The sequence below is a fragment of the Mesorhizobium sp. CO1-1-7 genome, from assembly GCF_020164885.1.
In the GTDB taxonomy this organism is placed as follows: domain Bacteria; phylum Pseudomonadota; class Alphaproteobacteria; order Rhizobiales; family Rhizobiaceae; genus Mesorhizobium; species Mesorhizobium australicum.
The window spans coordinates 513,847-536,316 of the sequence record NZ_JAIUHA010000003.1 but is presented as its reverse complement, the minus strand read 5'-3'; the positions used below and the strand labels follow the sequence as shown (position 1 = coordinate 536,316).

Sequence of the window (22,470 nt, the reverse complement as noted above, 5' to 3'; positions counted from 1 at the left end):
GATGATCACTACTCACTACTCACTACTGACTCTTCGCCAGAGGCGCCAGAATGGCTGAAACCTCCGTCCGCAATTTCAACATCAACTTCGGCCCGCAGCACCCTGCGGCGCACGGCGTTTTGCGCCTCGTGCTGGAGTTGGACGGCGAAGTCGTCGACCGCGTCGATCCGCATATCGGGCTCTTGCATCGCGGTACGGAGAAGCTGATCGAGGCAAAAACCTATCTGCAGGCGCTGCCTTATCTCGACCGGCTCGATTATTGCGCGCCGATGAACCAGGAGCACGCCTTCGCGCTCGCCGCCGAGCGCCTGCTCGGTATCGAGGTGCCGCGGCGCGGCCAGCTGATCCGCGTGCTCTATTGCGAAATCGGCCGCATCATGTCGCACATCCTCAATGTGACGACGCAAGCCATGGACGTCGGCGCGCTGACGCCGCCGCTGTGGGGCTTCGTCGAGCGCGAGAAGCTGATGGTGTTCTATGAACGCGCCTCGGGCTCGCGCATGCATGCGGCCTATTTCCGGCCCGGCGGCGTCCACCAGGACCTGCCGCGGCAGCTGGTCGAGGACATCGGCAAGTGGATCGACCCGTTCCTGAAATCGCTCGACGATCTCGACAGGCTGCTCACCGGCAACCGCATCTTCAAGCAGCGCAATGTCGACATCGGCATCGTCTCGCTGGAAGATGCCTGGGCCTGGGGCTTTTCGGGCGTCATGGTCCGTGGTTCGGGCTCGCCGTGGGACCTGCGCAAGTCGCAGCCCTATGAATGCTATTCGGAAATGGATTTCGACATTCCTATCGGCAAGAATGGCGACTGTTTTGACCGCTACCTCGTGCGCATGGAAGAAATGCGCCAGTCGGCACGGATCATGCGCCAGTGCATCGATCTCTTGCTCGGCAAGGAAAGCACCGGCCCGGTGTCGAACCTCGACGGCAAGGTGGTGCCGCCCAAGCGCCAGGCGATGAAGCGTTCGATGGAAGCGCTCATCCATCACTTCAAGCTCTATACCGAGGGCTACCGCGTGCCGGCCGGCGAAGTCTATGCGGCGGTCGAGGCGCCAAAGGGCGAGTTCGGCGTCTACCTGGTCTCCGACGGCACCAACAAGCCCTACCGCTGCAAGCTGCGCGCACCCGGTTTCGCGCATCTGCAAGCCATGGACTTCCTCTGCCGCGGCCACATGCTGGCCGACGTCACCGCCGTCCTCGGCTCCCTCGACATCGTGTTTGGTGAGGTCGATCGCTAAATGTCAGTCCGCCGTCTCGCAGAAGCCAGCGTCCAGCCAGCCTCCTTCGCCTTCAACCGGGCGAATGCGGCAGCGGCGAAGCAATGGATCAAGAAGTATCCCAAGGGCCGCGAGCAGTCGGCGATCATTCCCCTGCTGATGATAGCGCAGGAGCAGGAAGGCTGGGTCACCAAGGCGGCGATCGAGACGATTTCCGACATGCTCGGCATGCCGCGTATCCGCGGCCTCGAGGTCGCGACCTTCTATACGCAGTACCAGTTGAACCCCGTCGGCACCCGTGCGCACATCCAGGTTTGCGGCACCACGCCCTGCATGCTGCGCGGCTCGGAAGCGCTGATGGATGTGTGCCGCTCGAAGATCCATCACGACCAATTCCACACCAACGACAAGGGCACCTTGTCGTGGGAAGAGGTCGAGTGCCTCGGCGCCTGCGTCAACGCGCCGATGGTCATGGTGTTCAAGGATACGTTCGAGGATCTGACACCGGAACGGCTGGCTGAAATCATCGATCTCTACGATGCGGGCAAGGGCGCCTCGGTGACGCCGGGACCGCAGAACGGCCGCACCGGCTCGGAGCCGGCCTCCGGCCTGACCACGTTGAAGAGCGAAAAGGCGATCCTCAAGTCGACCCGCGACCGTGAAGCCCGGGAAGCGGCCAGGGCCGCGAAGGCAGCGCCCGACGCGATCATCGCTGCGCCTGTGCCGGCACCGGCCGCCTCAGCTGCGCCTGGTCCGGTTGCTCCGTCGAAATCCAGCAGGCCGAAGACCGCCGCGCCAGAGACCAACCCGACGTTGAAGACGCCGTCGCCGGCCAAGGTCGCGCCGGTCACCGAGAACGCGGCTAGCGTTGCGCCACCCCTTCACTCGGCCGCCAACGCCAACAAGGCCGCTCCTGAAGTCGAGGCGACTCCAAAACAACGCAATGGGCCGAAGAACCGGGCCGAACCGGGCAGCGCCTTCAAGGCGCCGGAGACCAAGCAGCCTGCCGCCAAGCCGACCAAGAAGCCGGTCTGAGGGACGAAAAATGCTTCAGGACAAAGACCGCATCTTTACCAACATATACGGCCTCTTCGACAAGTCGCTGGCCGGCGCCATGGCGCGCGGCGCCTGGGACAACACGCCCGGCATCGTCGCCAAGGGGCGTGAGTGGATCGTCAACGAGATGAAGGCGTCGGGACTGCGCGGACGCGGCGGCGCCGGCTTCCCGACCGGGCTGAAATGGTCGTTCATGCCCAAGCAGAGCGACGGCCGGCCGAGCTATCTCGTCATCAACGCCGACGAATCCGAGCCCGGCACCTGCAAGGACCGCGACATCCTGCGCAACGATCCGCACACGCTGGTCGAGGGCGCGTTCCTGGCCGGCTTCGCCATGGGCGCGATTGCCGCCTACATCTATGTGCGCGGCGAGTTCATCCGCGAGCGCGAGGCGCTGCAGCGGGCGATCGAGGAGGCCTACGAGGCCAAGCTGATCGGCAAGAACAACACGTCGGGCTACGATTTTGAAATCTACATGCATCACGGCGCCGGCGCCTATATCTGCGGCGAGGAAACGGCGCTGCTGGAAAGCCTCGAAGGCAAGAAGGGCCAGCCCCGGCTGAAACCGCCATTCCCGGCCAATGTCGGCCTCTATGGCTGCCCGACCACTGTCAACAATGTCGAATCGATCGCGGTGGCGCCGACCATCCTGCGCCGGGGGGCTGCCTGGTTCTCGTCCTTCGGCCGGCCCAACAATGTCGGCACCAAGCTGTTCTGCGTTTCCGGCCACGTCAACAATCCGTGCACCGTCGAAGAGGCGATGTCGATCCCGTTCCGCGAGCTTATCGAGACCCATTGCGGCGGCATCCGCGGCGGCTGGGACAATCTGCTCGCCGTCATTCCGGGCGGCGCCTCGGTGCCACTGGTGCCGGCGGAGCAGATCATCGATACACCGATGGATTTCGACGCGCTGCGCGATCTCAAGTCCGGTCTCGGCACGGCCGCCGTCATCGTCATGGACAAGTCGACCGATGTCGTGAAGGCGATCGCGCGGCTTTCCTACTTCTACAAGCATGAAAGCTGCGGCCAGTGCACGCCGTGCCGCGAGGGCACCGGCTGGATGTGGCGGGTGATGGAGCGGCTGGTGCGCGGCGAGGCTCAGAAGCGCGAGATCGACATGCTGCTCGACGTCACCAAGCAGGTCGAAGGCCACACGATCTGCGCGCTGGGCGATGCGGCGGCATGGCCGATCCAGGGCCTGATGCGGCATTTCCGCGGCGAGGTGGAGCGGCGCATCGACGAGTTTTCGCGCAACGCGCAGCGAGCCGAACCGGTGATGGTGGCGGCGGAATAACAAGAAACTTTTGAACGCGGGAAGAAACGGGGCGGGGCGAACGAAGAAACGACCAGGAGAACTCTATGGCGCCGTATTCGACACCCTACCCATTGATGCCCAATTTGGACCAGATCGAGAAGATGAACCAGGACCTGACCAGGTTGATGCCGAAGGAGATGGCCAGCGCCGTCAACCTTTTCGCGCACCCTGTCGCGGGTGCGGCGGCGATGTCGGCGCTTGGCATGGGGCTCGCCAATCATGCGTTCGGCGTCTGGATGGGCGCGCTTTCGGGGGCCGCCGAGGCATCACAACGCCTCATGCAGCCGCTGATCGAGGATTTCGAGGCCCGCGTCGAGCAATTCGAGGACGCGAACTCGTCGTCCGTCAAAGCGCGGGCGACCGCGAAGACGATGATTGCCGAGGCGCAGTCCTTCGCCCAGGAAGTCACCGATATCGCAGCCAGGGAAGCCGCCACCACCGCGCCGGCCGCCAATGCCGCTCCGGCAACAAGCGAGGCAGCGGATATACTGCTGCCGGAAGATTTCAGGCAGCCCAAGGCCATGGAGAAGCCGACGAGGCCGTCCGACCTCAAGGCGATATCGGGCATCGGCCCGAAGCTGGAAAAAGTGCTGAACGGCCTCGGTATCTGGACGTTTGCCCAGATCGCCGCATGGTCGCCGCAAGAGATTGCCTGGGTCGACGATTATCTGTCGTTCAAGGGCCGCATCGGCCGTGACGACTGGACTGCCCAGGCGGCGGCGCTGGCCGCGAAGAAGTGAATGAAATGTCGGGCGCTGCGTCTGTCGCGCCCGAAAAATGAGATTGCGGGAAATCCGCAGGGGTTTGAGGCGAATGGCAAAGCTCAAGGTCGACGGGAAAGAAATCACTGTACCCGACCATTACACGCTGCTGCAGGCGGCCGAGGACGCGGGCGCGGAAGTGCCGCGCTTCTGCTTCCATGAGCGGCTGTCGATCGCCGGCAATTGCCGCATGTGCCTGATCGAGGTGAAGGGCGGGCCGCCCAAGCCGCAGGCCTCCTGCGCCATGGGCGTGCGCGACCTGCGCCCCGGCCCGAACGGCGAGCCGCCGGAAATCTTCACCAACACGCCGATGGTCAAGAAGGCCCGGGAAGGCGTGATGGAATTCCTGCTGATCAACCATCCGCTGGACTGCCCGATCTGCGATCAGGGCGGCGAGTGCGACCTGCAGGACCAGGCGATGGCCTTCGGCGTCGATTCCTCGCGTTACCACGAGAACAAGCGCGCGGTGGAAGACAAGTATATCGGCCCGCTGGTCAAGACAGTGATGAACCGCTGCATCCACTGCACGCGCTGCGTCCGCTTCACCACCGAAGTTGCCGGCATTTCCGAACTCGGCCTGATCGGCCGCGGCGAGGATGCCGAGATCACCACCTATCTCGAACAGGCAATGACCTCGGAGTTGCAGGGCAACGTGATCGATCTCTGCCCGGTCGGCGCGCTGACCTCCAAGCCCTTCGCCTTCCAGGCGCGGCCGTGGGAGCTGACCAAGACCGAATCCATCGACGTGATGGATGCCGTCGGCTCGGCGATCCGCGTCGATAGCCGTGGGCGCGAAGTGATGCGCATCCTGCCGCGCGTCAACGAAGCCGTGAACGAGGAATGGATTTCCGACAAGACCCGCTTCATCTGGGACGGCCTGCGCACGCAGCGCCTCGATCGCCCCTATGTGCGCAAGGACGGCAGGCTGGTTCCGGCGAGCTGGGCCGAAGCGTTCGCGGCGATCAAGGGCGCGGTTTCGGCGGCGGCCCCCGACAAGATCGGCGCCATCGCGGGCGATCTCGCGGCGGTTGAGGAAATCTACGCGCTGAAGCTTCTGATGGCCTCGCTCGGTTCGAAGAACACCGATTGCCGCCAGGACGGCGCGGCGCTCGATCCGGCACTCGGACGTGCCAGCTATATCTTCAACCCGACCATCGAAGGCATCGAGCAGGCCGACGCGGTGCTGATCATCGGGGCCAATCCGCGCTTCGAGGCCTCGGTGCTCAACGCCCGCATCCGCAAGCGCTGGCGCCTCGGCAATCTGCCGGTCGGTGTCATCGGCGATGTCGGCGACACGCGCTATGACTACGAACAGCTGGGCGCCGGGCCGGATTCGCTGAAGGATCTGGCGGACGGCAACGGCAAGTTCTTCCAGACGCTGAAGAAGGCGACGCATCCCCTTATTATCGTCGGTCAGGGCGCTCTGGCGCGCGCCGATGGCGCGGCCGTGCTCGGCCAAGCGGCCAGGCTCGCCGCCGCCGTGAATGCCGCACGCGCCGACTGGAATGGCTTTGCCGTGCTGCACACCGCAGCGGCGCGCGTCGGCGGCCTGGACCTCGGCTTCGTGCCGGGCGAGGGCGGCAAGAACGTCGCCGGCATGCTGGGCGAGACGGATGTCCTGTTCCTGCTCGGCGCCGACGAGATCGATATGAGCAAGACCGGCGGCGCCTTCGTCGTCTATGTTGGCACGCACGGCGACGCCGGCGCGCATCGCGCCAATGTCATCCTGCCGGCGGCTGCCTATACCGAAAAGTCCGGCACCTACGTCAACACCGAAGGGCGCGTGCAGCAGACCAACCGCGCTGGCTTCGCGCCGGGCGACGCGCGCGAGGATTGGGCGATCTTGCGGGCGCTGTCCGACGTACTGGGCAAGAAACTGCCGTTCGATTCGCTGCCGCAGCTGCGCGCAAAGCTCTATGGCGAATACCCGCATCTGGCTCGCATCGACCAGGTCGCGGCCGGCAATGCCGAGGATATCGCCGGCGTGGCGAAGCTCGGCGGGCGGTTGAACAAGGGAACCTTCACCTCGCCGGTCAAGGATTTCTACCTGACCAACCCGATCGCGCGCGCATCGGCCGTGATGGCTGAATGCTCGGCACTGGCCAAGAGCGGCTTCAAGCAGGCGGCGGAATAAGCATGGACACCTTCTTCTCCTTCTACGTGCTGCCGGCGCTGCTGATCCTCTTGAAGTCGGTCGTGCTGATCGTGGTGCTGCTGATCTTCGTCGCCTACATCCTTTATGCCGACCGCAAGATCTGGGCGGCGGTGCAGCTTCGCCGTGGCCCGAATGTCGTCGGCCCCTGGGGCACGCTGCAGGCCTTCGCCGACCTGCTGAAATTCGTCTTCAAGGAACCGGTCATCCCGTCGGGCGCCAACAAGGGCGTCTTCCTGCTGGCGCCACTTGTCTCCGCCGTGCTGGCGATCTCGGCCTGGGCGGTCATACCGGTCAGCCAGGGTTGGGCGATCGCCAACGTCAATGTCGGCATCCTCTATGTCTTCGCCATCTCCTCGCTCGAGGTCTATGGGGTGATCATGGGCGGCTGGGCGTCCAACTCGAAATATCCTTTCCTTGGCGCGTTGCGTTCGGCGGCGCAGATGGTGTCATACGAAGTTTCGATCGGCTTCGTCATCGTCACCGTGCTGCTCACCGCCGGCTCGCTCAACCTCAGCGATATCGTGCTGTCGCAGCAGGGTGGGCTTGGTACGCGGCTCGGGCTGCCCAACACGTTCCTCGACTGGAACTGGCTGGCGCTGTTCCCGATGTTCGTCATCTTCTTCATCTCGGCGTTGGCAGAGACGAACCGTCCACCCTTCGATCTGGTCGAAGCCGAATCGGAGCTGGTCGCCGGCCACATGGTCGAATATTCGTCGACGCCGTTCCTTTTGTTCTTCCTCGGCGAGTATGTCGCGATCGTGCTGATGTGCGCGCTGGCCACCATCCTGTTCCTCGGCGGCTGGCTGCCTCCCTTCGACTTCGCGCCCTTCACCTGGGTGCCCGGCGTGATCTGGTTCGTGCTGAAGGTCTGTTTCGTGTTCTTCGGCATCTCGATGGTGAAGGCCTTCGTGCCGCGCTACCGCTACGACCAGCTGATGCGGCTGGGCTGGAAAGTGTTCCTGCCGATCTCGCTGTTCATGGTGGTCGCCACCGCCGCCTTCCTCAAGATCACGGGGTTTGCGTGATGTCCGCTTTGTCCCAGGCCGCAAAATCGCTGCTGCTGCAGGATTTCGTCAGCGCCTTCTTCCTGTCGATGCGCCAGTTCTTCGCGCCGAAGGAGACGATCAACTATCCGCACGAGAAGGGCCCGATCAGCCCGCGCTTTCGCGGCGAGCATGCGTTGCGCCGCTATCCCAATGGCGAGGAACGCTGCATCGCCTGCAAATTGTGCGAGGCGATCTGCCCGGCGCAGGCGATCACCATCGAGGCCGGCCCTCGCCGCAATGACGGCACGCGCCGCACGGTGCGTTACGATATCGACATGGTGAAGTGCATCTATTGCGGCTTCTGCCAGGAAGCCTGCCCGGTCGACGCCATCGTCGAGGGGCCGAATTTCGAATTCGCGACGGAAACGCGCGAGGAACTCTACTACGACAAGGACAGGCTGCTGGCGAATGGCGACCGGTGGGAGCGCGAACTGGCGCGCAACATCTCACTGGACTCGCCCTATCGCTGACATCTGACGCATGGACGGGGCGAGGGGCCTCGTCCAGGGGATGATCCCGAAAAGTTGCGGACTTTTCGGACAAGATCATCCTCCGGAAGACAAAAGTGTCGCATGTTTCTTTTGATCGGGTATTTCAACCCGATCGGAACATGCGATAGGACACAACGAAACTTGCCGACCGGAGGCGGTCGCAAACATCAAACAGGACGAGCGTCCTGTTTGGACAGGAACCCGGGGGATCCCCAATGCTGAGTGGACTAGAGGCGGCCTTCTTCTACCTCTTCGCCTTTGTCGCCGTGGCGTCGGCGTTCATGGTCATTTCGTCGCGCAACCCCGTGCATTCGGTGCTGTTCCTGATCCTGACCTTCTTCAACGCCGCCGGCCTGTTCATGCTGACCGGCGCCGAGTTCCTGGCGATGATCCTGCTCGTCGTCTATGTCGGCGCGGTCCTGGTGCTGTTCCTGTTCGTCGTCATGATGCTCGATGTCGATTTCGCCGAACTGAAGAGCGGCGCCCTGCAATACGCGCCGATCGGCGCGCTGGTCGGGCTGATTCTGGCGGCGGAGTTGATCGTGGTGCTGGGCGGCTACACCTTCGCGCCGAAGCTCGCCTCGACGGTCGCAAAGCCCATCCCGGATCTCGCCGCGCGCTCGAACACGGCGGCGCTCGGCGACATCCTCTACACCGACTACCTCTACTACTTCCAGATTTCGGGCCTCATCCTGCTGGTCGCCATGATCGGCGCCATCGTCTTGACGCTGCGCCACAAGGAAGGGGTCAAGCGGCAGTCGATCGCAGCCCAGGTCGGCCGCACCGCGGCGACCGGCATGGAAATCCGCAAGGTCAAGTCGGGCGAAGGAGTCTGAGATGGTCGTCGGCATCGCACATTATCTGACCGTATCGGCGATCCTGTTCACGCTCGGCGTGTTCGGCATCTTCCTCAACCGCCGCAACATCATCGTCATCCTGATGTCGATCGAGCTGATCCTGCTGGCGGTCAACATCAATTTCGTCGCCTTTTCGGCGGCGCTCGGCGATCTGGTCGGCCAGGTGTTCGCGCTGTTCGTGCTGACGGTCGCGGCGGCTGAAGCCGCCATCGGGCTTGCCATTCTCGTCGTCTTCTTCCGCAACCGCGGCTCGATCGCGGTCGAAGACGTGAACATGATGAAGGGTTGACGGGGCGACTATGTATCAAGCGATCGTCTTCCTTCCGCTGCTCGGCTTCCTGATCGTAGGCCTGTTCGGCAATGCGCTCGGTGCCAAGGCATCCGAATACATCACCTCCGGCTTCCTGGTGATCGCGGCCGTGCTGTCATGGGTCGCCTTCTTTTCCGTCGGCTTCGGCCACGGCGAGGTGTTCACCGTGCCGGTGCTGCACTGGATCCAGTCCGGCGGGCTGGACGTCTCCTGGGCGCTCAGGATCGACACGCTGACGGTGGTGATGCTGGTAGTGGTCAACACAGTGTCGGCGCTGGTTCACATCTATTCGATCGGCTACATGCACCACGATCCGAACCGGCCGCGCTTCTTCGCCTATCTGTCGCTGTTCACCTTCGCCATGCTGATGCTGGTCACGGCCGACAACCTCGTGCAGATGTTCTTCGGCTGGGAAGGGGTGGGCCTCGCGTCCTACCTGCTGATCGGCTTCTGGTACAAGAAGCCGTCGGCCAATGCCGCGGCAATAAAGGCCTTCGTCGTCAACCGCGTCGGCGATTTCGGTTTTGCGCTCGGCATTTTCGGCGTCTTCGTGCTGTTCGGCTCGGTCAATCTCGGCACGATCTTTGCCAATGCGGCGACGTTCATCCCGGCCGAAGGCGCGCCGCAGGGTGCCGCCGTGCTCACCTTCCTCGGCCATGCGCTCGACAAGCAGGCGGCAATGACCGTCGTCTGCCTGCTGCTGTTCATGGGTGCCATGGGCAAGTCGGCGCAGGTGCCGCTGCACACCTGGCTGCCGGACGCCATGGAGGGCCCGACCCCAGTGTCGGCGCTGATCCATGCCGCCACCATGGTGACGGCCGGTGTGTTCATGCTGGCGCGGCTTTCGCCGCTGTTCGAATTGTCGCACTCGGCGCTGACGGTGGTCACCTTAATCGGCGCCTTCACCGCCTTCTTCGCGGCGACCGTCGGCCTGGTCCAGAACGACATCAAGCGCGTCATCGCCTATTCGACCTGCTCGCAGCTCGGCTACATGTTCGTGGCGCTCGGCGTCGGCGCCTATGGCGCGGCGATCTTCCATTTGTTCACGCACGCCTTCTTCAAGGCGCTTTTGTTCCTCGGTTCCGGCTCGGTCATCCACGCCGTCTCCGATGAGCAGGACATGCGCAAGATGGGCGGTTTGAGGAAGCTGATCCCGACCACCTACTGGATGATGGTGATCGGCACGCTGGCGCTGACCGGCGTCGGCATTCCGGTGACCGTCATCGGCACCGCCGGCTTCTTCTCCAAGGACGCCATCATCGAGGCCTCCTTCGCCGGCCACAATTCGGTCGCCGGCCTGGCCTTCATCCTGCTGGTCATCGCCGCCTGCTTCACCGCCTTCTATTCCTGGCGGCTGATCTTCATGACCTTCCATGGCAAGCCGCGGGCGAGCCACGAGGTGATGCACCACGTCCATGAATCGCAGCCGGTGATGCTGGTGCCGCTGTTCATCCTGGCGGCTGGGGCGCTGTTTGCCGGTGTCATCTTCCACAATTCCTTTATCGGCGAAGGCTATGCCGAGTTCTGGAAGGCGTCGCTGTTCACGCTGCCGGACAACCATATCCTGCACGAGATCCACGAATTGCCGCTGTGGGTAGAGCTCTCGCCCTTCATCGCCATGCTGATCGGTTTCGCTCTGGCCTGGAAGTTCTACATCCGCTCGCCGGAGATGCCGGTCAATCTGGCCGCCCAGCATCGCGGGCTTTACGCCTTCCTGCTCAACAAGTGGTATTTCGACGAGCTTTACGACTTCCTGTTCGTTCGCCCGGCCAAGCGTCTCGGTCACTTCCTGTGGAAGACCGGTGATGGGACCATCATCGATGGGCTCGGGCCTGACGGCATTTCGGCGCGCGTCGTCGACGTCACCAACCGCGTCGTCAAGCTGCAGACCGGCTATCTCTACCACTACGCCTTCGCCATGCTGATCGGCGTTGCCGCACTCGTCACCTGGATGATGCTCTGATGACCGCCTGGCCAATCCTCTCGCTGGTCACCTTCCTGCCTCTGGTTGGTGTGCTGCTGATCCTGTTCATCAACGATGACAGCGAAAACGCGCGCCGCAACATCCGCGCCATTGCGTTCATCACCACGGCGTTCACCTTCCTGGTGTCGCTGTTCATCTGGGCCGGCTTCGACAATTCGCAGGCCGGATTCCAGTTCGTCGAAAAGGTCGCCTGGCTCGATTCCGGCATTTCCTACCATATGGGCGTCGACGGCATTTCCATGCTGTTCGTCATCCTGACGACCTTCCTGATGCCGCTTTGCATCCTGGCGTCGTGGGAAGCGATCGAGAAGCGCGTCAAGGCCTACATGATCGCCTTCCTGCTTCTGGAAACGCTGATGATCGGCGTGTTCTGCGCGCTGGACATCGTGCTGTTCTACGTCTTCTTCGAAGCCGGCCTGATCCCGATGTTCATCATCATCGGCGTATGGGGCGGCAAGCGGCGCGTCTACGCCTCGTTCAAGTTCTTCCTCTATACGCTGGCCGGCTCGGTGCTGATGCTGCTCGCCATCATGGCGATGTTCTTCCAGTCCGGCACCACCGACATCCCGACGCTTCTGACGCACAGCTTCCCGGCCAACATGCAGACCTGGCTGTGGCTTGCCTTCTTCGCCTCCTTCGCGGTGAAGATGCCGATGTGGCCGGTGCACACCTGGCTGCCCGACGCGCACGTCGAGGCACCGACGGCGGGCTCGGTCATCCTGGCCGGCATCCTGCTGAAAATGGGCGGATACGGCTTCCTGCGCTTCTCCTTGCCGATGTTCCCGCTGGCCTCCGAAATGTTCGCGCCGCTGGTGTTCACGCTGTCGGTCGTCGCCATCATCTACACCTCGCTGGTGGCGCTGATGCAGGAGGACATGAAGAAGCTGATCGCCTATTCGTCGGTCGCCCATATGGGCTTCGTCACCATGGGCATCTTTGCCATGAACCAGGAAGGCGTGCAGGGCGCCATCTTCCAGATGCTCAGCCACGGCCTGGTGTCGGGCGCGCTGTTCCTGTGCGTCGGCGTCATCTATGACCGCATGCACACGCGCGAGATCGCCGCCTATGGCGGTCTCGTCAACAACATGCCGAAATACGCGACCGTGTTCCTGATCTTCACCATGGCCAATGTCGGCCTGCCAGGTACGTCAGGTTTCGTCGGCGAGTTCCTGACCATGCTTGGCGTGTTCCGGGTCAACACCTGGGTGGCGTTCTTCGCCGCCACCGGCGTCATTCTGTCGGCGGCCTATGCGCTTTGGCTCTACCGCCGGGTGATCTTCGGCGCGCTGACCAAGGACAGCCTGAAGGGGCTGCTCGACCTGTCGACCCGTGAGAAGGCGATCATCTATCCGCTGGTCGTGCTGGTCATCTTCTTCGGCGTCTACCCCGCACCCGTCTTCGACGCGACGGCCCAGTCGGTCAAGTCGCTCGTCACCAATGTCACCGCATCCATCGGCGCCGCGCAGACCGCGGCGGCGAACTGACCCAGGGGTTTTGCGAACCATGACGCCGGACCTTCTCTCCAGCCTGTCGCTCTCGACGCCCGAGCTGATCCTTGCCATCGGCGCGCTCGCGCTGCTTATGGTCGGGGCCTATTCGCGTTCCAACACCGCCAATACCGTGACCGGCCTTGCCGTCGCCGTGCTGGTGATCGCAGGCGCCTGGCTGATCTTCCACGCAGGGCAGGGCAGCGCCTATGGCAATGCCTTCATTCAGGATTCCTTCGCCCGCTTCATGAAGGTGCTGGCGCTGATCGGCTCGGCGGTGACGCTGATCATGTCGATGCGCTTTGCCAAGGCGGAACGTTTCGACAAGTTCGAATATCCGGTGCTGATCCTGCTTTGCACGCTCGGCATGATGCTGATGATCTCGGCCAACGGCATGATCGGGCTCTATCTCGGCCTCGAACTGCAGTCGCTTGCGATCTATGTGCTGGCGGCGATCAATCGCGACAATTTGCGTTCGACAGAAGCCGGCCTGAAATATTTCGTCCTCGGCGCGCTGTCGTCGGGCATGCTGCTCTACGGCATCAGCCTGGTCTACGGCTATACCGGGAACACCGGCTTCCAGGAGATCGCCACGGCGCTGGGCGGCGGCGAGCGCCAGCTTGGCCTTGTCGTCGGTCTCGTCTTCGTGCTGGCCGGGCTTGCCTTCAAGATATCGGCGGTGCCGTTCCACATGTGGACGCCAGACGTCTATGAGGGCGCACCGACACCGGTGACGGCCTTCCTGGCGGCAGCGCCGAAAATGGCGGCGATGGCGCTGATCGTGCGCGTCACCATGGGTGCGTTCAAGCCGATCGCCTCCGACTGGCAGCAGATCATCGTCTTCATCTCGATCGCCTCGATGGCGCTTGGCTCCTTCGCCGCGATCGGCCAGACCAACATCAAGCGGCTGATGGCCTATTCCTCGATCGGCCATATGGGCTACGCGCTGGTCGGCCTTGCCGCCAACAGCCAGGCCGGCGTGCGCGGCGTCGCCATCTACATGCTGATCTACCTGGTGATGACGCTCGGCACGTTCGCCTTCATCCTTGCCATGCGGCGCAAGGAAGGCAATGTCGAGCAGATCAGCGATCTCGCCGGCCTCTCGTCGACCAACCCCATCATGGCGACGATCCTGACCATCCTGATGTTCTCGCTGGCCGGCATTCCGCCGCTCGCCGGCTTCTGGGGGAAGTGGTACGTCTTCCTCGCCGCCATCAACGCCAACCTCTATGCGCTGGCAATCATCGGCGTGCTCGCTTCCGTGGTGGGCGCTTACTACTACCTGCGCATCATCAAGATCATGTGGTTCGATGAGCCGGTCGGCGGCTTTGTGCCGATGGCCAGCGAGTTGCGTGTCGTGCTCGGCGTCAGTGGCGCCTTCGTGCTGTTCTACGTGCTGATCGGCGGGCCGATCGGGACCTATGCCGAAGCCGCCGCCAAGACATTTTTCTGACGGGATGGCATTTCGGCTGGCTCCAACCTCGGCGTCGGAAGGGTTCCGGCTCGAGGCGCATGACAGTGTCGGCTCCACCAACGCGCTGGCGCTGGACCATGCCCGGGCGGGCGACCCGGGCAAGCTCTGGGTCGTTTCCAAGAAGCAGGAAAGCGGGCGCGGCCGGCGTGGCCGTGCCTGGGCAACGCCGGAAGGCAATCTGGCGGCGACGCTGCTCCTCATCACCGGCGGCGAATTGCGCCTTGCCGCGACGCTCGGCTTCGTCGCGGGGCTGGCGCTGGCCGACGCGCTCGACGCGGTGGTGCCGAAGGGCCGCATCGCGATAGGCCTCGACGGAGCGAGCCAGGGACAGAACCGTTTCGAGCTGAAATGGCCAAACGATGTGCTCGCCTCCGGCGCCAAGCTGGCCGGCATCCTGCTGGAGTCGGCGATGCTTGACGGTAGCCGCTTCGCGGTGGCGGTGGGCATCGGCGTCAATGTGGTGGCGCATCCGCGGGATTTGCCTTATCCCGCGACATCGCTTCACGCGTTGGGCGCGGCTTGCGATGCCGAAACGCTGTTTCTGGCGCTGTCGGATGCCTGGAGCGAGAATGCCCGCCTGTGGGACGAAGGACGTGGCCTTGCCGCCATCAGGAAGCGTTGGCTGGCCCGCGCGGCGGGCCTTGGCGGCGAGGTTGCTGTCAGAATTGACGGTAATGTGGTGCGTGGCGTGTTCGAGACCATTGACGAGGACTGCCGTTTCGTGATCCGCGACGATGACGGGTCTGTTCTGACGGTCGCCGCCGGCGATGTGCATTTCGGCGCGGTGGCGTCCGCGCGGATATAATTTGTTTTTGGGCAGTTCCGGACGGAAAACCGGTAGGCACTTGCTGGAATTGCTTTAACGGCTTGGCCCGAGGGTCAGGAAGGAAAAAATCATGGCGAAAGCGGACAACGCCGAACTCGTCTTCGTGCCGCTCGGCGGCGTCGGCGAGATCGGCATGAACTTCGCCCTCTACGGCTATGGCCCGCCGAGCGCGCGCGAATGGATCGTCATCGATGTCGGCGTCACCTTTCCCGACGCGGCGCATCCGGGCGTCGACCTGATCCTGCCCGATACGCGCTTCATAGAGGAGAACCTCGCTAATCTGCGCGGCATCATCATCACCCACGCACATGAGGACCATTACGGCGCGCTGCTCGACATCTGGCCGAAGCTGAAGGCGCCGGTCTGGATGACGCCGTTCAGCGCCGGGCTGCTGGAAGCCAAGCGTCAGGGCGAGCAGGGCGCGCCGAAGATCCCGCTGACAATCTACCGGGCGGGCGAAAAGTTCACGGTGGGCCCCTTCGAGATCGAAGCCATTCCGGTGGCACACTCCATTCCCGAACCCATGTCGCTGGCGATCACCTCGCCGGCCGGCACCGTCATCCACACCGGCGACTGGAAGATCGATCCGGAGCCGACGATCGGTCCCAAGACCGACGAGGCGCGGTTCCGCGCCTATGGCGACAAGGGCGTGCTGGCGCTGATCTGCGATTCGACCAATGCGCTGCGCGAAGGCGAGTCGCCTTCGGAAGTGGCCGTGGGCGAGGGCCTGAAAGGCGTCATCCAGGCGGCCAAGGGCCGCGTCGCCGTCACCACCTTCTCCTCCAATGTCGGACGCATCGTTTCCATCGCCAGGGCAGCGCGCGATGCCGGCCGCCAGTGCCTTGTGCTCGGCCGCTCGTTGAAGCGCGTCATCGATGTGGCCGGCGAGCTTGGCTACATGGACGGCCTGCCGGAGTTCATCGCCGAGGAGGATTTCGGCTTCATCCCGCGCGAGAACCTGGTCATCATCTGCACCGGCAGCCAGGGCGAGCCGTTGGCGGCACTTGCCAAGCTGTCGCGCGACGAGATGAAATCGGTGTCGCTGACAGCGGGCGACACGGTGGTGTTTTCCTCGCGCACCATTCCCGGCAACGAGAAGGCGATCCTCGAGATCAAGAACCGCCTCATCGATCTCGGCATCAAGATCATCGAAGACGGCGATGCGCTGGTGCATGTCTCCGGCCACCCCCGCCGCAGCGAACTGCGCAAGATGTATGAATGGGTGCGTCCGCAAATCGGCGTTCCCGTGCATGGCGAGGCGGCGCATCTGGTGGCGCAGGGCTCGCTGATGTCCACCTCCGGCATTGGCCAGGTGGCGCAGGTGCGCGACGGCGACATGCTGCGGCTCGCTCCCGGTCCCGCCACGATCATCGACCAGGTGCCGTTCGGCCGCGTCTACAAGGACGGCAATCTGATCGGCACCGATCAGGCGATGGGTATTCGCGACAGGCGCAAGCTGTCCTTTGCCGGTCACGTCGCGGTCAATGTCGTGCTTGATGACAAGTACGAGCTGGCCGGCGATCCCGACCTGGTCGCCATTGGCGTCGCCGAAACCGACGCCCGTGGCGAGATGCTCGAGGACCTGATGATCGATGCGGCCGTCGGTGCGGTCGATTCGATCCCCCGCCAGCGCCGCAAGGACCTCGACCTGGTGCAGGAGGCGGTGCGGCGCGCGGTGCGCGGCGCGGCCAATGAAGCGTGGGGCAAGAAACCGCTGGTGACGGTTTTCGTCACCCGGTGACGGAGGCGTCGGGGGCTCGGATGTTCAGCTGATAGCTGACCGGAATCCAGCGAAAGGAATGGTCTGTCCGCTCGACATAGCCCAAGCCCGGAAACGGCATGTGGTGGCCGGCGACGAGCAGGCGCCGCTCGGCAGCCATGCCGAGCAGCCGCTTGCGGGTCTCGATTGCCTTTTCCTTGTCGTCATCGAAATCGGCATGCCACTGCGGACGCTGGATCGACACGACATAATGCAGGAAAGCGTCCGACCAGATCAGCAATTGCTGTCCGTCGTTTTCGACAAGGAAGGCCAAAAGCCCGGCGGAGTGACCGGCCGCGTCGATGGCAGTGATGCCCGGCACCACTTCGTCTCCAGGCGCTATGAACGTCGCGCGGTCGGCCAGGCCGGTGCAAATGCGCCTAAAGAGATCACGATTGGCCAACCTGGCCGGACGCACCGCATTTCCTTCGGTCCAGAACGCGAATTCCGCTGCGCCGAATACCAGGCGTGCGCGGCTGAAAACGGATGCGCCATTCCGGACAAGCCCGCCAATGTGGTCCGGGTGCCCGTGGGTGATGACCACCACATCGATGTCATCAGGGCCGAGCCCAAGGGCTTGCAAGCACTCCAGGAGTGAACTGTCTTCATCTCCGCAGCCGGTGTCGAACAGGATCTTTTCGGAACCGGTATCGATCAGCGTCGGGATGAAGCAATGCTCGTAGCGATCCTGGTCGATGAAGTTCGAAACCGCGAGTTCGAGCACGGCCGCCGGCGGCTGTCCGGCCGCGAAGGCCGATGCAAGCCCGTCTCTGACATCGACGGCATCGAGCAGAGCGGCAATTTTGAACGACCCGAGATCGAAGGTGAAAACGCGCGGGCGGGCAGGGCTGATTCCGGACATTGGCCTTTGTACTTTGTGGCTGCCGGTCGCAACAGGTGCGACAGTGCGCTCCTCGCGAAAGGCTGTTGATCTCGGCTGATTTGACGTATGACGCCAGTCGTTGGACCTGGGAGAAAAAGCTCGGACATGCTCGGACGGCTGAACCATGTCGCGCTTGCAGTGCCGGATTTGACCGCCGCCGTTACAGCTTACCGCAACACGCTCGGCGCCGAAGTGACCGAGCCGCAGGCGTTGCCGGAGCATGGCGTCACCGTGGTGTTCGTCGATGTCGGCAACACCAAGGTCGAGTTGCTGGAGCCGCTTGGCGAGGGCTCCCCAATCGCGGCATTCCTCGAGAAGAACCCGTCGGGCGGCATGCATCATCTCTGCTACGAGGTCGACGACATCCTGGCCGCGCGCGACCAGCTCAAGGCCGCCGGCGCGCGGGTGCTTGGTGACGGCAATCCCAAACCAGGCGCGCACGGCAAGCCGGTGTTGTTCCTGCATCCGAAGGATTTCTTCGGCACGCTGATCGAACTGGAGCAATCATGAGCTGGGTCTCGTTCACCGCGCTGTTTTTCGCGACCTGGTGGGTGGTGCTGTTTGCCGTCCTGCCGTTCAGCGTCAGAACGCAGGACGACGATCACGACGTGACTCTGGGCACGGTCCCGAGCGCGCCGCGCGGACCGCATATGCTGCGTGCCGTGATCCGCACCACCATCGCAACGGCGGTCCTGATGGGCATTTTCTACGGCCTGACGCACGGGCTGGGATACAGCCTCAACGACATCCCGCACATCGTGCCGGATTTCAGTCCGACCCCAGGGAAATAGATGTGGCGGCAAGGGTGCTCCGATAAGGTCGGAGCGCTGCGGATGGGATTGAGATCCGCCCTGTACGGCGGCTACTGGCTGCTGACGCAAGGTCATGTAGCCTGCCAATTCGCGGCGCTAACCAGATGATTGCACAAAAAAAATGCAAGGCACAAGGCCTTGCAATTAAACGCGTCCGATCTGTTTCCGGTATCCGGCGGCAGCGAGTAACCGCGCCTAGATCGCATCCTCCCAAGACTTTGACCGCGTAGGAGAGCAGATTTTTTTCTGCCCTCTCGGTTATCGGGGCACATTAGCCCAACGGAAATGAAAATGTCACGAAGAATTTTGCCTTGAAACGGGCATTCTCGTGCTGCACTGCACAATAGTGCGGCAGGCTTTGCTTTTGAAACGTCCAGTCAGGGTCGACAGAGCCTTTTCGGCATGTTCGCAATTGACGCGCGCAAAGAATTGACGGCCAAACCCGAAGAGGTTCGGTGCGTTCCATTGTCGGCGCGGGTCGATCCGGAAGCGAGGGATTCGGGCTCGGAAGGGGCCTACGTGGTGGGACGGCCGGGTTTCCATTCGGTCATGAAATCGCTATGAAGCCGGGGCAAGCAAGCCTGCGCCGCGCCGATTCTGGCGTGGCCATTCTCATTCACGGACCTGTCCATGCGTTTGTCGCGCTATTTCCTGCCTATCCTCAAAGAAAACCCGCGCGAGGCCGAAATCGTCTCGCATCGGCTGATGCTGCGCGCCGGCATGATCCGCCAGCAGGGGCAAGGCAGTTTTTCCTGGCTGCCGCTGGGCAAACGGGTGCTGGACAAGGTCTGCAAGATCATCCGCGAGGAGCAGAACCGCGCCGGTGCGCTGGAGATCCTGATGCCGACCATCCAGTCGGCCGATCTGTGGCGCGAGAGCGGCCGTTACAACGACTACGGCAAGGAGATGCTGCGCATCAAGGACCGGCAGGACCGCGACATGCTCTACGGTCCGACCAACGAGGAAATGGTCACCGAGATTTTTCGCGCTTACGTCAAATCCTACAAGGACCTGCCGCTCAACCTATACCACATACAGTGGAAGTTCCGTGACGAGGTGCGGCCGCGCTTCGGCGTCATGCGTTCGCGCGAATTCCTGATGAAGGACGCCTATTCCTTCGATCTCGACTTCGAAGGCGCGAGAGCCGCCTATAACCGGATGTTCGTGTCCTATCTCAGAACCTTCACGCGCATGGGCTTGCAGGCCATTCCGATGCGGGCCGACACCGGTCCGATCGGCGGCGATCTCAGCCACGAGTTCATCATCCTGGCCGACACTGGTGAAAGCCAGGTCTTCTGCCATCGCGATTACCTGTCGCTTGCCGTGCCCGGCGCGAACACCGACTTCGCCAATGACGGCGAGATAGCAGATATCGTCAAGACGTGGACGACGCCTTACGCCGCCACCGACGAGATGCATGACGAGGCGGCCTGGGAGAAGGTTCCGACTGGCGACCGGGTCTCGGCGCGCGGCATCGAGGTAGGCCATATCTTCCACTTCGGCGAGAAATATTCCAAGCCGATGGGGGCCAAGGTGACGGGGCCCGACGGCAAGGATCATTTCGCCTCGGGCGGCTCCTACGGTATCGGCCCGTCGCGGCTGGTCGCGGCGATCATCGAGGCCAGCCATGACGAGAACGGCATCATCTGGCCGGAAGCGGTGGCGCCGTTCGATATCGGCCTGATCAACATGAAGGCGGGCGATGCCGACTGTGATCGCGTCTGCGACGAGCTCAACGCCGCCTTCACCGCCGCCGGCAAGGATGTGCTCTATGACGACACCGACCAGCGGCCGGGCGGCAAATTCGCCACCGCCGACCTGATCGGCCTGCCGTGGCAAGTGATCGTCGGGCCGCGCGGCGTCGCCGCTGGCGAGGTCGAGATCAAGAATCGCAGGACCGGCGAGCGCGTGACGCTGCCGATCGCCGACGCGGCCAAACACTTCGGTGCCGCCGCATGAGCGAGGCGGCGGCAGCGAGATCGGCGGGCGCCGGCCCTTTTTCCATCTTCGAGCGCACGGTCGCCTGGCGCTATTTGCGTTCGCGGCGCAAGGAGACGGTAATCTCGGTGATCGCCTCGATCTCTTTTCTCGGCATCATGCTGGGCGTCGCCACGCTGATCGTGGTCATGGCGGTGATGAACGGCTTCCGCGCCGAGCTTTTGACGCGCATCCTTGGCGTCAACGGCCATCTGATCGTCCAGCCGCTCGATTCACCGCTTGAGGACTATGCCCAGGTCGCCAGCCGCATCAACGGCGTACCCGGGGTCAAATACGCCATCCCGCTGATCGACGGCCAGGTGCTGGCGCAAGGCAATGTCGGCGGCGGCACCGGCGCGCTGGTGCGCGGCATCCGGGGTGAAGATCTCGGCAAGATCGCCATCGTGGCCAGCAACATCAAGCAAGGCACGCTCGCCGATTTCGATACCGGCGAGGGTGTCGCCATCGGCAAGCGCATGGCCGAGAATCTCGGCCTGACGCTCGGCGATACCATTACCTTGATCTCGCCGGACGGGGATGTGACGCCGCTCGGTACCACACCGCGCATGAAGGGCTACAAGATCGCGGCGATCTTCGAGGTCGGCATGTCTGAATATGACACGTCGATCGTCTACATGCCGTTCTCCGAAGCGCAGCTCTACTTCAACATGGACGGCCGGGCGCAGACGATCGAGATCTATGTCGACAATCCCGACGATGTCGACGCGCTGAAACCCAAGGTGGAAGCGGCGGCGCAGCGGCCGATCGACATGGTCGACTGGCGCCAGCGCAACGAGACCTTCTTTTCGGCTCTGCAGGTCGAACGCAACGTCATGTTCATGATCCTGACGCTGATCGTGCTGGTGGCGGCACTCAACATCATTTCCGGACTGATCATGCTGGTGAAGGACAAGGGGCATGACATCGCCATCCTGCGCACCATGGGCGCCTCGCGCGGCGCCATCCTGCGCATCTTCCTGATGACTGGGGCGGCGATCGGCGTGACGGGCACGCTCGCCGGCGTGCTGCTCGGCGTCGTGATCTGCACCAACATCGAATCGATCCGCCAGTTCTTCTCCTGGATGACCGGCAAGGTGCTGTTCAACCCGGAGCTCTATTTCCTCAGCCAGTTGCCGGCCAAGATGGATCCGCGCGAGACGACCTATGTCATCATCATGGCGCTTGCGCTGTCCTTCCTGGCAACGGTGTTTCCGGCATGGCGGGCGGCCCGCCTCGATCCAGTCGAAGCCTTGAGGTACGAGTAGTGGCCGAGGTCCTTATCGAGCTGAAGAGCGTCGAACGGCACTACGTCCAGGGGCCGCGCAAGCTCACCATCCTGAACGGCGCCGATTTCGCGCTGCGGCGCGGTGAAATGGTGGCGCTGGTGGCCCCGTCGGGCACCGGCAAATCGACGCTACTGCATACGGCCGGGCTGTTGGAGCGGCCGGATGCCGGCGACGTGATCCTGTCCGGACGCGCCTGTGGCCGGCTGTCCGACGACGAGCGCACCTCGATCCGCCGCAACGATGTCGGCTTCGTCTATCAGTTCCATCATTTGCTGCCGGAGTTTTCCGCGCTGGAAAACATCATGATGCCGCAGCTCATCAAGGGCCTGCCGCGCAAGGAAGCGTCCGAGCGAGCGGCGCAACTGCTCGACTACATGCAGATCGGCAAACGGGCGTCGCACCGGCCGTCGGAGCTTTCCGGCGGCGAGCAGCAGCGCGTCGCCATCGCGCGTGCGGTCGCCAATGCGCCGCTGGTGCTGCTCGCCGACGAGCCCACCGGCAACCTCGACCCGGTCACAGCCTCCTACGTGTTCGAGGCGCTGGAGGCACTGGTGCGGCAATCGGGCCTCGCGGCGCTGATCGCCACCCACAATCACGAGCTTGCATCGCGCATGGACCGGCGCGTCACGTTGGCCGACGGCAAGGTGGTGCCGCTCTAAGGACGATTCTCACCCGACGTGTACCGCGCGGGGGTAGCTTAGAACCGCCAGTGAGCGCTCATTGCGATCAGAGTGGACGATATCGCGCTCGTCGCCAGGATGGCCAACCAAA

At 63.3% G+C, this 22,470-nt stretch carries 19 protein-coding genes and 1 pseudogene; 19 read left to right on the top strand and 1 reads right to left on the bottom strand.

Going from position 1 to position 22,470, the window contains the following annotated elements:
* Positions 1-50: 50 nt before the first annotated feature.
* The 14 genes and pseudogenes from LB516_RS09170 to LB516_RS09105 all read left to right on the top strand — a co-directional run bounded on the left by LB516_RS09170 (position 51) and on the right by LB516_RS09105 (position 16,723).
* The gene (locus LB516_RS09170; RefSeq protein WP_224643507.1) at positions 51-1,241 is read left to right on the top strand and encodes an NADH-quinone oxidoreductase subunit D; all 1,191 of its coding nucleotides are present in this window, start codon (positions 51-53) and stop codon (positions 1,239-1,241) included.
* Positions 1,242-2,243, top strand: a pseudogene (gene nuoE / locus LB516_RS09165) (NADH-quinone oxidoreductase subunit NuoE); the annotation flags it as partial. It abuts the gene before it with no gap.
* A gap of 22 nt (positions 2,244-2,265) precedes the next feature.
* On the top strand, positions 2,266-3,570 hold the full coding sequence (gene nuoF / locus LB516_RS09160; RefSeq protein WP_224623444.1) for an NADH-quinone oxidoreductase subunit NuoF: 1,305 nt from the start codon (positions 2,266-2,268) through the stop codon (positions 3,568-3,570).
* Positions 3,571-3,635: 65 nt separating this feature from the next.
* Positions 3,636-4,331, top strand: coding sequence for an NADH-ubiquinone dehydrogenase (locus tag LB516_RS09155; protein WP_224623446.1), 696 nt, complete (start codon positions 3,636-3,638; stop codon positions 4,329-4,331).
* A 73-nt stretch (positions 4,332-4,404) separates the two neighbouring features.
* Positions 4,405-6,486 (top strand): NADH-quinone oxidoreductase subunit NuoG, encoded by a 2,082-nt coding sequence (nuoG, locus tag LB516_RS09150; protein ID WP_140615823.1) that lies wholly within the window; start codon positions 4,405-4,407, stop codon positions 6,484-6,486.
* 2 nt (positions 6,487-6,488) lie between these two features.
* The gene (nuoH, locus tag LB516_RS09145) at positions 6,489-7,532 is read left to right on the top strand and encodes an NADH-quinone oxidoreductase subunit NuoH (RefSeq protein WP_015317345.1); all 1,044 of its coding nucleotides are present in this window, start codon (positions 6,489-6,491) and stop codon (positions 7,530-7,532) included.
* Entirely contained in the window at positions 7,532-8,023 is a 492-nt protein-coding gene (gene nuoI, locus LB516_RS09140; RefSeq protein WP_015317346.1) for an NADH-quinone oxidoreductase subunit NuoI, read from the top strand. The genes nuoH and nuoI overlap by 1 nt, the downstream gene beginning before the upstream one ends.
* Before the next feature lie 236 nt (positions 8,024-8,259).
* The gene (locus LB516_RS09135) at positions 8,260-8,880 is read left to right on the top strand and encodes an NADH-quinone oxidoreductase subunit J (RefSeq protein WP_015317347.1); all 621 of its coding nucleotides are present in this window, start codon (positions 8,260-8,262) and stop codon (positions 8,878-8,880) included.
* A gap of 1 nt (position 8,881) precedes the next feature.
* The gene (nuoK, locus tag LB516_RS09130) at positions 8,882-9,190 is read left to right on the top strand and encodes an NADH-quinone oxidoreductase subunit NuoK (RefSeq protein ID WP_023798863.1); all 309 of its coding nucleotides are present in this window, start codon (positions 8,882-8,884) and stop codon (positions 9,188-9,190) included.
* A 10-nt stretch (positions 9,191-9,200) separates the two neighbouring features.
* The gene (nuoL, locus tag LB516_RS09125) at positions 9,201-11,174 is read left to right on the top strand and encodes an NADH-quinone oxidoreductase subunit L (RefSeq protein ID WP_224719369.1); all 1,974 of its coding nucleotides are present in this window, start codon (positions 9,201-9,203) and stop codon (positions 11,172-11,174) included.
* On the top strand, positions 11,174-12,679 hold the full coding sequence (locus LB516_RS09120; protein ID WP_015317350.1) for an NADH-quinone oxidoreductase subunit M: 1,506 nt from the start codon (positions 11,174-11,176) through the stop codon (positions 12,677-12,679). Before nuoL ends, LB516_RS09120 begins: the two co-directional genes overlap by 1 nt.
* Before the next feature lie 19 nt (positions 12,680-12,698).
* Positions 12,699-14,135, top strand: coding sequence for an NADH-quinone oxidoreductase subunit NuoN (gene nuoN / locus LB516_RS09115; protein WP_015317351.1), 1,437 nt, complete (start codon positions 12,699-12,701; stop codon positions 14,133-14,135).
* Positions 14,136-14,139: 4 nt separating this feature from the next.
* Complete coding sequence (locus tag LB516_RS09110; protein ID WP_140615830.1) at positions 14,140-14,961, top strand: biotin--[acetyl-CoA-carboxylase] ligase; 822 nt, start codon at positions 14,140-14,142, stop codon at positions 14,959-14,961.
* Between the two features lie 91 nt (positions 14,962-15,052).
* The gene (locus LB516_RS09105; RefSeq protein ID WP_140873447.1) at positions 15,053-16,723 is read left to right on the top strand and encodes a ribonuclease J; all 1,671 of its coding nucleotides are present in this window, start codon (positions 15,053-15,055) and stop codon (positions 16,721-16,723) included.
* Here LB516_RS09105 and LB516_RS09100 read toward each other — a convergent pair.
* On the bottom strand, positions 16,713-17,603 hold the full coding sequence (locus LB516_RS09100) for an MBL fold metallo-hydrolase (protein WP_140714755.1): 891 nt from the start codon (positions 17,601-17,603) through the stop codon (positions 16,713-16,715). The two genes, LB516_RS09105 and LB516_RS09100, sit on opposite strands and share 11 nt — an antisense overlap.
* A 126-nt stretch (positions 17,604-17,729) precedes the next feature.
* On the opposite strand from LB516_RS09100, the gene mce reads away from it, so the two are divergent.
* The 5 genes from mce to LB516_RS09075 all read left to right on the top strand — a co-directional run bounded on the left by mce (position 17,730) and on the right by LB516_RS09075 (position 22,358).
* Positions 17,730-18,134 (top strand): methylmalonyl-CoA epimerase, encoded by a 405-nt coding sequence (mce, locus tag LB516_RS09095; RefSeq protein WP_224719368.1) that lies wholly within the window; start codon positions 17,730-17,732, stop codon positions 18,132-18,134.
* Positions 18,131-18,415, top strand: a complete 285-nt coding sequence (locus LB516_RS09090; RefSeq protein ID WP_023769792.1) for a DUF1467 family protein — start codon at positions 18,131-18,133, stop codon at positions 18,413-18,415. Before mce ends, LB516_RS09090 begins: the two co-directional genes overlap by 4 nt.
* Positions 18,416-19,066: 651 nt before the next feature.
* Positions 19,067-20,395 (top strand): proline--tRNA ligase, encoded by a 1,329-nt coding sequence (proS, locus tag LB516_RS09085; protein ID WP_224643512.1) that lies wholly within the window; start codon positions 19,067-19,069, stop codon positions 20,393-20,395.
* Positions 20,392-21,678 (top strand): lipoprotein-releasing ABC transporter permease subunit, encoded by a 1,287-nt coding sequence (locus LB516_RS09080; RefSeq protein WP_015317359.1) that lies wholly within the window; start codon positions 20,392-20,394, stop codon positions 21,676-21,678. Before proS ends, LB516_RS09080 begins: the two co-directional genes overlap by 4 nt.
* Positions 21,678-22,358 (top strand): ABC transporter ATP-binding protein, encoded by a 681-nt coding sequence (locus LB516_RS09075; protein ID WP_140615836.1) that lies wholly within the window; start codon positions 21,678-21,680, stop codon positions 22,356-22,358. Before LB516_RS09080 ends, LB516_RS09075 begins: the two co-directional genes overlap by 1 nt.
* Positions 22,359-22,470 lie beyond the last annotated feature (112 nt).